This is a genomic window from Streptomyces sp. GD-15H (assembly GCF_045291515.1).
Classification (GTDB): Bacteria; Actinomycetota; Actinomycetes; order Streptomycetales; family Streptomycetaceae; genus Streptomyces.
On the sequence record NZ_CP149447.1, the window covers coordinates 6,397,081 to 6,410,478 of the forward strand.

Annotated in this window: 9 protein-coding genes and 1 pseudogene; 4 read left to right on the plus strand and 6 right to left on the minus strand. The window is 70.0% G+C overall.

The genetic code is table 11. The features are described from left to right. Nucleotides 1-13: 13 nt before the first annotated feature. Together WJ438_RS30190 and WJ438_RS30195 are read left to right on the plus strand one after the other, a co-directional pair. Entirely contained in the window at nucleotides 14-1,600 is a 1,587-nt protein-coding gene (locus WJ438_RS30190; RefSeq protein WP_406728029.1) for a Na+/H+ antiporter, read from the plus strand. A 41-nt stretch (nucleotides 1,601-1,641) separates the two neighbouring features. After that, entirely contained in the window at nucleotides 1,642-2,388 is a 747-nt protein-coding gene (locus WJ438_RS30195) for an SDR family NAD(P)-dependent oxidoreductase (RefSeq protein ID WP_406728030.1), read from the plus strand. A 7-nt stretch (nucleotides 2,389-2,395) separates the two neighbouring features. On the opposite strand, the gene WJ438_RS30200 is transcribed toward WJ438_RS30195, so the two are convergent. Further along, nucleotides 2,396-3,553: a mechanosensitive ion channel family protein gene (locus WJ438_RS30200; RefSeq protein WP_406728031.1), complete on the minus strand. Its 1,158-nt coding sequence runs from the start codon at nucleotides 3,551-3,553 to the stop codon at nucleotides 2,396-2,398. Between the two features lie 144 nt (nucleotides 3,554-3,697). Here WJ438_RS30200 and WJ438_RS30205 point away from each other — a divergent pair, with 144 nt between their 5' ends. Then, nucleotides 3,698-4,273 (plus strand): dienelactone hydrolase family protein, encoded by a 576-nt coding sequence (locus WJ438_RS30205; protein WP_406728032.1) that lies wholly within the window; start codon nucleotides 3,698-3,700, stop codon nucleotides 4,271-4,273. A 47-nt stretch (nucleotides 4,274-4,320) separates the two neighbouring features. Here the strand turns inward: WJ438_RS30205 and WJ438_RS30210 are convergent, their stop codons facing one another. The 4 genes and pseudogenes from WJ438_RS30210 to WJ438_RS30225 form a co-directional block, all read right to left on the minus strand. Next, nucleotides 4,321-6,006, minus strand: coding sequence for an alkaline phosphatase D family protein (locus WJ438_RS30210; protein ID WP_406728033.1), 1,686 nt, complete (start codon nucleotides 6,004-6,006; stop codon nucleotides 4,321-4,323). 90 nt (nucleotides 6,007-6,096) lie between these two features. Further along, complete coding sequence (locus tag WJ438_RS30215; protein ID WP_406728034.1) at nucleotides 6,097-6,909, minus strand: thioredoxin domain-containing protein; 813 nt, start codon at nucleotides 6,907-6,909, stop codon at nucleotides 6,097-6,099. Between the two features lie 100 nt (nucleotides 6,910-7,009). Next, nucleotides 7,010-7,717, minus strand: coding sequence for a hypothetical protein (locus WJ438_RS30220; protein WP_406728035.1), 708 nt, complete (start codon nucleotides 7,715-7,717; stop codon nucleotides 7,010-7,012). Between the two features lie 83 nt (nucleotides 7,718-7,800). After that, nucleotides 7,801-9,127, minus strand: a pseudogene (locus WJ438_RS30225) (DUF2252 domain-containing protein). A gap of 259 nt (nucleotides 9,128-9,386) precedes the next feature. Between WJ438_RS30225 and dnaE the strand changes: the two are divergent. After that, complete coding sequence (gene dnaE / locus WJ438_RS30230; protein ID WP_406728036.1) at nucleotides 9,387-12,926, plus strand: DNA polymerase III subunit alpha; 3,540 nt, start codon at nucleotides 9,387-9,389, stop codon at nucleotides 12,924-12,926. Between the two features lie 135 nt (nucleotides 12,927-13,061). Here the strand turns inward: dnaE and WJ438_RS30235 are convergent, their stop codons facing one another. Beyond that, on the minus strand, nucleotides 13,062-13,223 hold the full coding sequence (locus WJ438_RS30235) for a hypothetical protein (RefSeq protein WP_406728037.1): 162 nt from the start codon (nucleotides 13,221-13,223) through the stop codon (nucleotides 13,062-13,064). Between the last annotated feature and the right edge of the window lie 175 nt (nucleotides 13,224-13,398).

Below are 13,398 nucleotides of genomic sequence, written 5' to 3' on the forward strand. Positions count from 1 at the left end.
CGGAGCACTGACCGTGGATCAGTTGGCCTTGCTGTTCACCGTGTTGCTCGGGGCCGTGGTGAGCGTCCCGGTCGGGGACAGGCTGGGGTTGCCGGCGCCGGTGCTGATGACGGTCTTCGGGATCGCCCTGGCGCTGCTGCCGTTCGTCCCGAACGTCGACATTCCGCCGGACCTGATCCTGCCGTTGCTGTTGCCACCCCTGCTCTACGCCGCCGTCCGCCGGACGTCCTGGCGCCAGTTCGCCGCGAACGTCAGACCGATTCTCCTGCTGGCCGTGGCGCTGGTGTTCGTCACCACGCTGTGTGTGGCCGTCGTGGCACACGCGATCGTGCCGGGTCTGCCGCTGGCCGCCGCCGTGGCCCTCGGCGCGCTGGTCGCGCCACCCGACCCGATCGCGGCGACCGCCGTCGCCGGGAAGCTGGGGCTGCCGCGCCGGCTGGTGTCGATCCTGGAGGGCGAGGGCCTGTTCAACGACGTGACGGCGATCGTCCTCTACCACGTGGCGATCGCCGCCGCCGTGAGCGGCACCTTCTCGCCCTGGAAGGCGGGGCTGGAACTGGTGCTGTCCGCCGTGGTGGCGGTCGCGGTCGGTCTCGCGCTGGGGTGGGGGGCAAACAAACTGATGGGCCTGCTCGGCGACACGACCCTGCAGATCGCGATGAGCCTGCTGGTGCCGTTCGCCGCCTACGCCCTGGCCGAGGAACTGCACGGCTCGGGGGTGCTCGCCGTGCTCACCACCGCGCTGTTCCTGGTGGAGTACGCCACCGACGCCGACGACGTCATGACCCGGCTCGCCGGGCACGCCTTCTGGGACATCGTCGACACGCTCGTCACCGGCGTCGCGTTCGGGCTGGTCGGCCTCGAACTGCACAACGCGCTCAGGACCGCGGCCGGCCACTGGGGCGAGCTGATCCGCTGGGCGACGGCGATCGTGGGCGTGGTCGTCCTCGTCCGGCTGCTGTGGCTGCTTCCGGCGACCTGGCTGACAAAGCGGCTGCACTCCGCCCGGGACATCGAAGAGGAGATTCCGGTCGGCTGGCGCGAGGCCGTGGTGATGTGGTGGTCCGGGATGCGCGGGGTGGCCTCTGTGGCGTTGGCGCTGGCGATTCCGCTGGAGACCGATGCCGGGGACGCCTTTCCCGTCCGGAGCGAGATCATCTTCATCGCGTTCGGTGTGATCATGACGACGCTGTTGCTCCAGGGGGTGACCCTGCCGTGGATGGTGAAGCGGCTGGGGGTGGAGGCCGACACCGGGCGGGAGAAGGCGTACGAGCGGGATCTCGCGGTACGGGCGGCGAGGGCGGCCAAGCGGCGGCTGCGGGAGATCGAGGAGGTCGAGGAGCTGCCGGAGGAGCTGTCCGAGCAGATGCTGCGGAGCGCCTTCGACATCGGGATGCGGATCAATCCGGACATGGCGGGTGACGAGCGGCGGGAGTCCCACCGGCAGCGGGCCCGGCGGGCGAAGCGGGTGCGGCGGATCCAGGGCGAGATGCTGAGCGCCGCCCGGCACGAGGTGCTGGCGGCGCGGAGCGAGGCGGGGGCCGATCCCGGAGTGGTGGACCGGGTGCTGCGGCATCTGGATGTGCGGAGTATGCGGTGAGTTCGTCGCCTGACGCGGCCTTCTGTTCGTAGGGTCTGGGTATGAGGAGAAATGTGGTGATCAGTGGGGGCGGTACGGGGATCGGGCTGGCGGCGGCACAGATGTTCGCCGCGGACGGGGACCAGGTGCTGCTGCTCGGACGGCGCCGGGGCGTGCTGGAGCGGGCCGGGGCCGGGGTGCCGGGGGCGTCGGTGTATGCCGCCGACCTCGCCGACCCGGTGGCCGTGCGCGGTGTCAGCGGCTTCGTGGGCCGGGAGTTCGGGGCCGTCGACGTGCTGATCCACAGCGCCGGGGGCAACGGGCTCCTCGAATCCCCGGCCCGGGGCGACGACCCGCTCGACGCCGTCGCCCACCACTGGACGGTCAACTTCCGGCTCAACCTGCTGACCGCCGTACTGCTCACGGAGGCCCTGAAGGACCGGCTCGCCGAGCCCGGCGGGCGGGTGCTGTTCCTGAGCTCCATCGCCGCCTACCGGGGGTCCGGGCAGCTCGCGTACGCGGCGGCCAAGGCCGGGCTGCACCCGTACGCCCACGACCTCGCCCGGAAGCTGGGGCCGCACGGCATCACGGTCAACGTGGTCGCGCCCGGCTACATCGAGGACACCGCGTTCTTCGGCGACGGCATCGACGAGGAGCGGCGGGCGCGGCTGGTCGCCGAGACGTCCGACGGCCGGGCCGGGACGCCCGGGGACGTGGCCGCCACCCTGCACTGGCTGGCCTCCCCGGGCGCCGCACACATCACCTCGCAGATCATCCAGGTCAACGGCGGCGCGGAACGCGGCCACTGAGACCCCGTCAGCGCTTGTCGGCGCTTGCCGGTGTTTCCCGCTTCCTGGTGGTGTCGTGCGGGCCGCGGGCCGCCGGTACGGTGCCGGGGAAGCGGCGGTGGCCGTCGAGGTCCGGTGCCAGGTCCGGCGGCAGTTCCGCGGCGGCCGTGCTGACCCGGGGCAGGGCGTACGGGTGCTCCTCGGTCAGCCAGCGGATCATCTGCTCGCGGACCGTGACCCGTACCGTCCATATGTCGTCCGCGTCCCTGGCCGTCACCAGGGCCCGCACCTGCATGGTGCTGGGCGTGGTGTCCGTGACGGTCAGGTTGTAGGCGCGGCCGTCCCAGGCCGGGCACTCACGCAGGATGTCGCGGAGCCGGTCGCGCATCGCGTCCAGCGGGGCGCTGTGGTCGAGGTGCCAGTAGACGATGCCGGTCATCTGGGGTGTGCCGCGCGACCAGTTCTCGAACGGCTTCGACGTGAAGTACGACACCGGCATGGTGATCCGGCGCTCGTCCCAGGTGCGCACGGTCAGGAAGGTCAGGGTGATCTCCTCGACCGTGCCCCACTCGCCGTCCACCACGACCGTGTCGCCGATGCGCACCATGTCGCCGAAGGCGATCTGCAGTCCGGCGAACAGGTTGCCGAGCGTGGACTGGGCGGCGACACCGGCGACGATACCGAGGACGCCGGCCGAGGCCAGCAGCGAGGCGCCGGCCGCGCGCATCGCGGGGAAGGTCAGCAGCATCGCGGCCACCGCCACCACCCCGACGAGCGCCGAGACCACCCGCCTGATCAGCGTCACCTGGGTGCGCACCCGGCGGACCCTGGCCGGGTCGCGCTCGCGGTGCACGTTGGCGTACCGGGTGTACGAGGTCTCGACGACGGCCGCCGCGATCCGGATCGCCATCCAGGCGACCGATCCGATCAGCACCAGTGTCAGGATCCGCCCGACGCCTTCCCGGTGGCCCTCGAACAGCTGGGCCTGGTCGTACGAACCTCTCAGCAGGGCTGCGCAGATCAGCAGCTGGTAGGGGATGCGGGCGCGGCGGAGCAGCCCCCACAGCGGGGTCTCGTGATGCCGTTCGTCGGCCTTGCGCAGCAGTCGGTCGGTGGCCCAGCCGAGCACCAGGGTGAGCACGACCGAGCCGCCGACCACGATCAATGGGCGGAGCACGTCTTCCATGTCCTCGAACCTAACCGGCCTCGCGTGGAGTGAACATGTGAGGTGCGCACCGTCGTGGGGTACGGTCCCGGACCGGCGGCGGCACACCCGGTAGGCCGACCGGGCCGGCACCGGTCGTCACACCCGGCTGGCACCATGGGCGTCATGAACATCATGCTGTTTCACTCGACCTATGGTCGGCGGCCCGCGGTTTCCCGGGCCGCGGACCGGCTGCGTGCCGCCGGACACGAGGTGTGGACGCCCGACCTCTTCGAGGGCCGTACGTTCGACACGGTCGAGGAGGGCATGGCCCACCAGGAGTCGATCGGCAGGGACGAGGTGCTGAGACGGGCCGTCCTCGCCGCCGCGCCCTATTCGGAGCGGGGGCTGGTGTACGCCGGGTTCTCCTTCGGTGCCTCCGTCGCCCAGACGCTGGCCCTCGGCGACGGCAAGGCGCGCGGGCTGCTGCTTCTGCACGGCACCTCGGACATCGCGGCGAACGCCGAGGTGGACGACCTGCCGGTGCAGTTGCACGTCGCCGAGCCGGACCCGTTCGAGACCGACGACTGGCTGAGCGCCTGGTATCTGCAGATGGGCCGCGCCGGAGCCGACGTCGAGGTGTACCGGTACGCCGGGGCCGGCCACCTCTACACCGACCCCGAGCTGCCGGACCACGACGAGGAGGCCGCCGAGGCCACCTGGCGGGTGGCGCTCGGCTTCCTCGACTCGCTGGAGGACTGATCCGGCCGAGGACCGGCCCGGCAGGGGTCGGACCGGACGGCAGGGGGTCAGACCGGGTGGTAGGCGCGCTCGACCTGCTGCGTGCCGCTGCGGGTCCGGTACGAGCGGGCCCACGCGGACGTGGCGGCCGGGTCGGTGCGGCCGGACAGCACGTAGTAGTCCATCTGCGCCCGCTCGGCGGTGATGTCCAGTACGCCGTAGCCGTGGCGGTCGGTGTCGACCCAGTGGACATGCCGGTTGGTGGCCTTGATCAGCGGTGAGGCGACCGCGGAGACGGTGCCCTCGGAAACCCCGACGATGTCGTCGAGGTTGTCGGAGGTGACCGAGGTGACGACGAACTCGGTGGCCGCCGACGGGGACAGCGGATAGGTGCCCGCGTTCACCGGTACGTCGTTGGCCCACGCCATGTGGATGTCGCCGGTGAGGAAGACCGTGTTGCCGATCGCGTTCGTCCGCAGGTGGGCGAGGAGTTCGCGGCGGTCGTCGGTGTAGCCGTCCCACTGGTCGGTGTTGAGGGCGAGGCCCTCCTGCGGCAGGTCCAGCAGCTTGGCGAGCGGCTTCAGCAAACTGGCGGGGAGCGCGCCGAGGGCGAGCGGTGAGATCATCACCGAGGTGCCGACCAGCCGCCAGGTGGTGTCGGAGGCCGACAGTCCCGCCTTCAGCCAGTCGAGCTGGGCACGGCCGGTGAGCGTACGCTCCGGGTCGTCGACCTCGCCGTCGCCGAGCGAGACCTGCTGGGAGCGGAAGGAACGCAGGTCCAGCAGCGAGAGGTCGGCGAGCCTGCCGAAGCGCAGCCGGCGGTAGGTGGTGCCGGCCAGCGCGGGACGCACCGGCATCCACTCGAAGTAGGCCTGCTTGGCGGCGGACTGACGCGCGGCCCAGGTGCCCTCCGCGCCCTCGGTGTGGTTCTCGGCGCCGCCCGACCAGGTGTCGTTGGCGAACTCGTGGTCGTCCCAGATCGCGACGACCGGCGCCTTGGCGTGCAGCGCCTGGAGGTCGGGATCGGTCTTGTACTTCGCGTGCCGGACGCGGTAGTCGGCGAGAGTGACGATCTCGTGGGCGGGCGCGTGCGGGCGGACGGTCCGGCCGCGCGTGCCGTACTCGCCGATGCCGTACTCGTAGATGTAGTCACCGAGGTGCAGCCAGGCGTCCAGGTCGCCGCGGGCCGCGAGATGGCGGTACGCCGAGAAGTGCCCGGCCTCCCAGTTGGAGCAGGAGACCACGCCGAAGCGCAGACCGGTCACGGCGGCGTCGGCGGCCGGGGCGGTGCGGGTGCGGGCGACGGGGGATTCGGTGCCGCCGGCGGAGAAGCGGAACCAGTAGTCGGTGGCCGGCTGGAGGCCGCGGATGTCGGCCTTGACGGTGTGGTCGGAGGCAGCGGTGGCGCGGGTCGAGCCCCTCGCGACGACGGCGGTGAACGCCTTGTCCCGGGCGACGGTCCAGCCGACCTCGGTGTCCGGGCCGAGTCCGGAGCCGGGTATCGCCTCCGGTGTCGGTGTCACCCGCGTCCACAGCAGGACGCCGTCCGGCAGTGGATCGCCGGAGGCCAACCCGTGCAGGAAGGCGGGGGCCTGGGCGGTGGCGGCGCGGGCGGGCGGCGCGGTGGTGAGCGGTCCGGCCAGGACCGCGGTCGCGGCGGCTGCCTTGACGACCGTACGGCGGCGCGGAGTAAGGGAGTCGGCGTCCGTGGAGGCGAAGACGGTGCTCTCGGATGATCTGTGTCGACTGGTCACAGCCGATCAGGTTACTGACAGGTACATGGAAAAGCGGGCGAACTCGCGAAAGTTCGCCCGCTCTTCGGCGCGGGGACCGCCTGCCGAAAGTCAGGCCTTGAGGGCCTTGTCGAGCGCCGCGGTGAACTCGGGGACCGTCATGGGCGCGTTCTGCCCGTCGGAGCCGGTGAGCTTCTCACCGTCCATCTTCAGCGTCGGGGTGCCCTGGACATCGCTGTCGTCGAACTTGGCGGACATCTCCAGCGCCCACTTGTCGTAGGTGCCGTCCTCCACGGCCGTCTGGAACTCCTTGTTGCCCTTCAGCTCCTCGACGGAGTTCGCCACCTCGATCAGGTAGGAGTCGTCCTTGAACTTGTCCTGGCTCTCCTCGGGGTGGAACTCGGCCGAGTAGAGCGCGGACTTGTAGGCGAGGAACGCCTCGGGGCTGACGTTCAGCGCGGCGCCCAGGGCGCTCAGCGCGTTCTTGGAGCCCTCGCCGGTCAGGTTGCGGTCCAGGAACGAGGCGCCGATGAACTGGACCTTGTACTTGCCGTCCTCGACGTCCTTCTCGATCGCCTTGCCGACGCCCTGCTCGAACGTGGCGCAGATCGGGCAGCGCGGGTCCTCGTACAGCTCCAGGGTCTTCTTCGCGTCGGCCTTGCCGATGACGACGGTCGTGCCGTTCTCGCCGCTGCTGTTGGCCGGCTTGACGAGCTTGGCGTCCGCCGCGGCTTCCCACGCGCCGGGCTTGTTGGCCTGGACGACGGCGTAGCCGATGCCGCCGGCTATGGCCAGGACGCCGACGATCGAACCGGCGACGACGAGCTGGCGCTTGACCTTGGCCTTCTTGGCCTCGCGCTCGCGCTCGATGCGCAGGCGCTCACGGGCCGCCGTCTTCGCCGCCTGGCTGTTCCGCTTGCTCATGGTGATGCTCTCCACAGGGGACGCGCACAGTGTGTGCGGGAAATGTATGGGGGACTACGGGTGCTCGGACATGTCGCCGACGCCGGGGGCGGAGGCCGCCTCAGCCTCGGGCGAGGGCGGCGGAGCACGGTGGGCCGCGTCGTCCCAGGGAGCGCACGAGGAACCGGTCCACGGCCGCGGTGGTCCGGAGGGCCGGGCGGTGCGGCCGTCGGGCCTCCGGGGCCCGGCGCACGGTCACCGCGGTGACCGCCAGCAGCAGCGGCCGGAACGTGCTCGCCGCCATCGCGCCCAGCAGTTGGGCCAGCGCCCGCTCGCCGCGGTGCAGCCAGGCGGCGGCGAACAGGCCGACGCCGATGTGCGCGCCGAGCAGCAGCCAGGCGGTGGCAGGGGCGGCCTGGGCGAGCAGGCCGGCGAACCGGTCACCGCCGTCGGCCGCGGTGCCGGCCACCCGGGCCAGGGGGGTGCCCACGCTGCCGCCGTCGCCGCACAGCAGGTCGAAGCCGACCGAGCGCAGCGGGCCGGCGACCGGGCCGCCCATCCGGCCGTAACAGATGTGCTGCCCGGTGGTGAAGACGGTGTCGGCGGCCAGCTCCAGCGGGATCAGCAGGGCGGCGATCCGCCCGAAGGAGCCTTCCCGGCCCGCGAGGGCGTAGGCCAGGAGGAACACGGCGGCGGCGACCGTCGTCACCGTGTTCAGCGGCAGCGGAGCCCCGGACAGCAGCACGTGCGACGCGGTGCTGAGGGTCACGACCATGGTCGTGAACAGCGCCGCGCGCACGGCTCTGAGCGGGGCTCCGGGTATGTCCATGATGGGAACGAGTGTGTCACGTGCTCCGGTAAGGGATCCCTAAAGGGCTCCTGTGGGCTGTGTCTCCCCAGGCGGGAGGAAGGTCACAGTCCCTGGATCCTGCCGTTGCGGAACAGGTCCAGGAAGATCTGGTGGTCACGACGCGCGCGTGCGCCGTAGCCGTGCGCGAAGTCGACCAGCAGGGGCTCCAGCCCGTCCTCGTCGGCCGCGATCGCCGCGTCGATGGCGCGCTCGGTGGAGAACGGCACCAGGGACTCGCCCGGAGGTGTCGTCCGCCGCCGCGTGCATCGTGGCCGTGGCCCGGCCGAGATCGGCGACGACCTGGGCGATCTCCTCCGGCTCGTCGATGTCGCCCCAGTCCAGGTCCACGGCGTACGGCGAGACCTCGGCGACCAGCTGCCCCGCGCCGTCCAGCTCGGTCCAGCCAAGCCACGGGTCGGCGTGCGCCTGCAGGGCGCGCTGGGAGATCACCGTGCGGTGGCCCTCGTGCCGGAAGTAGTCCTGGATCGCCCGGTCGGTGATGTGCCGGGAGACGGCCGGGGTCTGGGCCTGCTTGATGTAGATCACGACGTCGTTCTCCAGGGCGTCGCTGTGCCCTTCCAGCAGGATGTTGTACGACGGCAGTCCGGCCGAGCCGATGCCGATGCCGCGGCGGCCCACGACGTCCTTCACACGGTAGGAGTCCGGGCGGGCCAGCGAGGCGTCCGGCAGCGTCTCCAGGTAGCCGTCGAAGGCGGCGAGGACCTTGTAGCGCGTGGCGGCGTCGAGCTCGACCGCGCCGCCGCCGGAGGCGAAGCGGCGCTCGAAGTCACGGATGGCGGTCATCGAGTCCAGCAGTCCGAACCGGGTCAGCGAGCGGGCGTCGCGCAGCGCGTCGAGCAGCGGACCCTGCGCGGTGTCCAGCGTGAACGGCGGCACCTCCTCGCTCTTCGCGTCGGTCGCCAGCGCGTGGATGCGCTCCCGGTACGCGGCCGTGTAGACCCGCACCAGCTCGGTGATCTGCTCGTCGCTGAGCGCCTTCGCGTAGCCGATCAGCGCCATGGAGGCGGCGAAGCGCTTGAGGTCCCAGGTGAAGGGGCCGACGTAGGCCTCGTCGAAGTCGTTGACGTTGAAGACCAGACGGCCGTTGGAGTCCATGTACGTGCCGAAGTTCTCCGCGTGCAGATCGCCGTGGATCCACACCCGGGACGTCCGGTCGTCCAGGTACGGTCCGCCCCGATTCTCCGCGTCCAGGTCGTGGTAGAAGAGGCACGCCGTACCCCGGTAGAACGCGAACGCCGTGGCCGCCATCTTCCGGAACTTCACGCGGAACGCGGCCGGGTCGGCGGCCAGGAGCTCGCCGAAGGCGGTGTCGAGAACGGCGAGGATCTCCTCGCCGCGGTGCTCGTCGTTGAGCTGCGGGACCGACATCGCTGAGTGCCTCCTGGTGCGGGACGTTTCGGGGACGGCTGATCCGCCCCCCGGTCAACGTGCGGCACGTCACCCGAGTGCCCGCGCCGCCCGCCCGAAGGTACGTCCGGGGGCCCTCGGGTGTCAGTGCCGGGGCATAGACTTCGACGTTGACCACCGGACTGTCCACCGGCCGGTCGCCGAGTGTCCATCCGACGCCCGGCCACCGCCCCTCGACGAGGCGCTTCGCGCCACAGCATTCATCCTTGGAGGCCGCACCGTGTCGAAGCCGCCCTTCACGCACCTGCACGTCCACACCCAGTACTCGCTGCTGGACGGTGCCGCGCGGCTGAAGGACATGTTCAACGCCTGCAACGAGATGGGCATGAGCCACATCGCCATGTCCGACCACGGCAACCTGCACGGCGCGTACGACTTCTTCCACAGTGCGCAGAATGCCGGAGTCACCCCGATCATCGGGATCGAGGCGTATGTCGCGCCCGAGTCGCGGCGCACCAAGCGCAAGATCCAGTGGGGCCAGCCGCACCAGAAGCGGGACGACGTCTCCGGTTCCGGCGGTTACACCCACAAGACCATCTGGGCGGTCGACAGCACGGGCCTGCACAACCTCTTCCGGCTCTCCTCCGACGCGTACGCCGAGGGCTGGCTGCAGAAGTGGCCCCGGATGGACAAGGAGAGCATCGCCCAGTGGTCCACCGGGCTCGTCGCCTCCACCGGCTGCCCCTCCGGCGAGGTCCAGACCCGGCTGCGCCTCGGCCACTTCGACGAGGCGCTCAAGGCGGCCGCCGACTACCAGGACATCTTCGGCAAGGACCGGTACTTCCTGGAGCTGATGGACCACGGCATCGACATCGAGCACCGGGTCCGCGACGGCCTCCTGGAGATCGGGAAGAAGCTCGGCATCCCGCCCCTGGTCACCAACGACTCGCACTACACGTACGCGCACGAGGCGACCGCGCACGACGCGCTGCTGTGCATCCAGACCGGCAAGAACCTCTCCGACCCCGACCGCTTCAGGTTCGACGGCACCGGCTACTACCTCAAGTCCACCGACGAGATGTACGCCATCGACTCCTCCGACGCCTGGCAGCAGGGCTGCGACAACACCAGGCTGATCGCCGAGATGGTCGACACCACGGGCATGTTCGAGAAGCGCGACCTGATGCCCAAGTTCGACATCCCGGAGGGGTACACCGAGGTCAGCTGGTTCCGCGAGGAGACCCTGCGCGGCATGGAGCGCCGCTTCCCGGGCGGCATCCCGGACGACCGCATGAAGCAGGTCGAGTACGAGATGGACACCATCATCTCGATGGGCTTCCCCGGATACTTCCTCGTCGTCGCCGACTTCATCATGTGGGCCAAGAAGCAGGGCATCGCGGTCGGCCCCGGCCGTGGCTCCGCCGCCGGCTCGATCGTCGCCTACGCCCTCGGCATCACCGACCTCGACCCGATCCCGCACGGCCTGATCTTCGAGCGGTTCCTCAACCCCGAGCGCGTCTCCATGCCCGACGTCGACATCGACTTCGACGAGCGCAGGCGCGTCGAGGTGATCCGGTACGTGACGGAGAAGTACGGCGCCGACAAGGTCGCCATGATCGGCACCTACGGCAAGATCAAGGCGAAGAACGCCATCAAGGACTCCGCGCGCGTGCTGGGCTACCCGTACGCCATGGGCGACCGGCTCACCAAGGCCATGCCCGCCGACGTCCTCGGCAAGGGCATCGACCTCGACGGCATCACCAATCCCTCGCACCCGCGCTACAACGAGGCCGGCGAGATCCGCGCGATGTACGAGAACGAGCCGGACGTGAAGAAGGTCATCGACACCGCCAAGGGCGTCGAGGGCCTGGTCCGGCAGATGGGCGTGCACGCGGCCGGCGTGATCATGTCCAGCGAACCCATCGTCGACCACGCCCCGATCTGGGTGCGGCACACCGACGGCGTGACCATCACACAGTGGGACTACCCCCAGTGTGAGTCGCTCGGCCTCCTGAAGATGGACTTCCTGGGCCTGCGCAACCTCACGATCATGGACGACGCCATCAAGATGGTGAAGGCCAACAAGGGCATCGACCTGGAGATGCTCGCCCTGCCGCTGGACGACCCCAAGACCTTCGAACTGCTCTGCCGCGGTGACACCCTCGGTGTCTTCCAGTTCGACGGCGGCCCGATGCGCTCGCTGCTCCGCCAGATGCAGCCCGACAACTTCGAGGACATCTCCGCCGTCTCGGCCCTCTACCGGCCGGGCCCGATGGGCATGAACTCACACATCAACTACGCGGAGCGCAAGAACGGCCGCCAGGAGATCACGCCGATCCACAAGGAACTGGAGGAGCCCCTCCAGGAGGTGCTGTCGGTCACCTACGGCCTGATCGTCTATCAGGAGCAGGTGCAGAAGGCCGCCCAGATCATCGCGGGCTACTCGCTCGGCGAGGCCGACATCCTCCGTCGCGTGATGGGCAAGAAGAAGCCCGACGAACTGGCGAAGAACTTCGTCCTCTTCCAGGAGGGCGCCCGGAAGAACGGCTACAGCGACGAGGCGATCCAGGCGCTGTGGGACGTGCTGGTCCCCTTCGCCGGCTACGCGTTCAACAAGGCCCACTCCGCCGCGTACGGGCTGGTGTCGTACTGGACCGGGTATCTCAAGGCGAACTACCCGGCCGAGTACATGGCCGCGCTGCTCACCTCGGTCAAGGACGACAAGGACAAGTCGGCCGTCTACCTCAACGAGTGCCGCCGCATGGGCATCAAGGTGCTCCCGCCGAACGTCAACGAGTCCGAGTCGAACTTCGCCGCGCAGGGCGACGACGTGATCCTCTTCGGCCTGTCCGCGGTCCGCAACGTCGGCACCAACGTCGTCGATTCGATCATCAAGTGCCGCAAGGCCAAGGGGAAGTACGCCTCGTTCCCGGACTACCTCGACAAGGTCGAGGCGGTCGTCTGCAACAAGCGGACCACGGAGTCACTGATCAAGGCGGGTGCCTTCGACTCCATGGGGCACACCCGCAAGGGCCTCACCGCCCAGTACGAACCGATGATCGACAACGTGGTCGCGGTCAAGCGCAAGGAGGCCGAGGGGCAGTTCGACCTCTTCGGCGGCATGGGCGAGCAGGAGACCAGCGAGCCCGGCTTCGGCCTCGACGTCACCTTCACCGACGACGAGTGGGACAAGACCTACCTGCTCGCGCAGGAGCGGGAGATGCTCGGCCTGTACGTCTCCGACCACCCGCTGTTCGGGCTGGAGCACGTCCTGTCCGACAAGGCCGACGCGGGCATCTCCCAGCTCACCGGCGGCGATTTCGGCGACGGCGCGGTGGTCACCATCGGCGGCATCATCTCGGGCCTCCAGCGCAAGATGACCAAGCAGGGCAACGCCTGGGCGATCGCCACCGTGGAGGACCTCGCCGGGTCCCTCGAGTGCATGTTCTTCCCTGCGACCTACCAGCTCGTCTCGACCCAACTCGTCGAGGATGCCGTGGTGTTCGTCAAGGGCAGGCTCGACAAGCGCGAGGACGTGCCGCGCCTGGTCGCCATGGAACTCCAGGTGCCCGACCTGTCCAACGCGGGCACCAACGCGCCCGTCGTGCTCACCATCCCGGCCACCAGGGTCACTCCGCCGATGGTCAGCCGCCTCGGCGAGATCCTCGGCCACCACAAGGGCGACAGCGAGGTCCGCATCAGGCTCCAGGGGCCGACGAAGACGACGGTGCTGCGTCTGGACCGGCACCGGGTCAAGCCGGACCCCGCCCTGTTCGGCGACCTCAAGGTCCTTCTCGGCCCGTCCTGCCTGGCGGGCTAGGACCAGGGGCCCGGTGCGCGCCGGGCCGGTCGGCCGACGGGGAGGAGGAGAGGTGTAAGAGGGGTGCGCCCGTCACCGGGCGCACCCCTCTGCATGTGCCATGCGCGGGGTGCTCAACGGCCCCTCACGCAGGCGTCAGTTGTGGCCGAAGCGCTTCTGCCGGCCCTTGCGGTCGGCGTCGCCGGGAGTGATCTGCGGGCCGTACTGCTCGGTCTGCGGCTCCGCCGCGGCCGGTTGTGTCGCCTGCGGGGAGCGCCCGATCGGCTGCTTCCGCTCACGGTTCTTGTTCTTGGCCATGGTGATGCCTCCTGTGGGGGATCTAGGGGCCAGGGCCGGGACCAGACTCACATAGCGGAATGACGGTCGCATGTCGGACAATTACCCTGTGTGACAGGGTGGATAGGCGAAGGAAGTGTGGAAACGCCACGCCGAAGATCGAGTTCGGACCGTTAACCCCGGCGTGGTCGGGCAG

Coding starts and splice junctions, on each gene's coding strand:
- WJ438_RS30195 (WP_406728030.1), top strand. CDS start 1,642: ATGAGGAGAAATGTGGTGATCAGTGGGGGCGGTACGGGGATCGGGCTG.
- WJ438_RS30200 (WP_406728031.1), bottom strand. CDS start 3,553: ATGGAAGACGTGCTCCGCCCATTGATCGTGGTCGGCGGCTCGGTCGTG.
- WJ438_RS30205 (WP_406728032.1), top strand. CDS start 3,698: ATGAACATCATGCTGTTTCACTCGACCTATGGTCGGCGGCCCGCGGTT.
- WJ438_RS30215 (WP_406728034.1), bottom strand. CDS start 6,909: ATGAGCAAGCGGAACAGCCAGGCGGCGAAGACGGCGGCCCGTGAGCGC.
- WJ438_RS30220 (WP_406728035.1), bottom strand. CDS start 7,717: ATGGACATACCCGGAGCCCCGCTCAGAGCCGTGCGCGCGGCGCTGTTC.
- WJ438_RS30235 (WP_406728037.1), bottom strand. CDS start 13,223: ATGGCCAAGAACAAGAACCGTGAGCGGAAGCAGCCGATCGGGCGCTCC.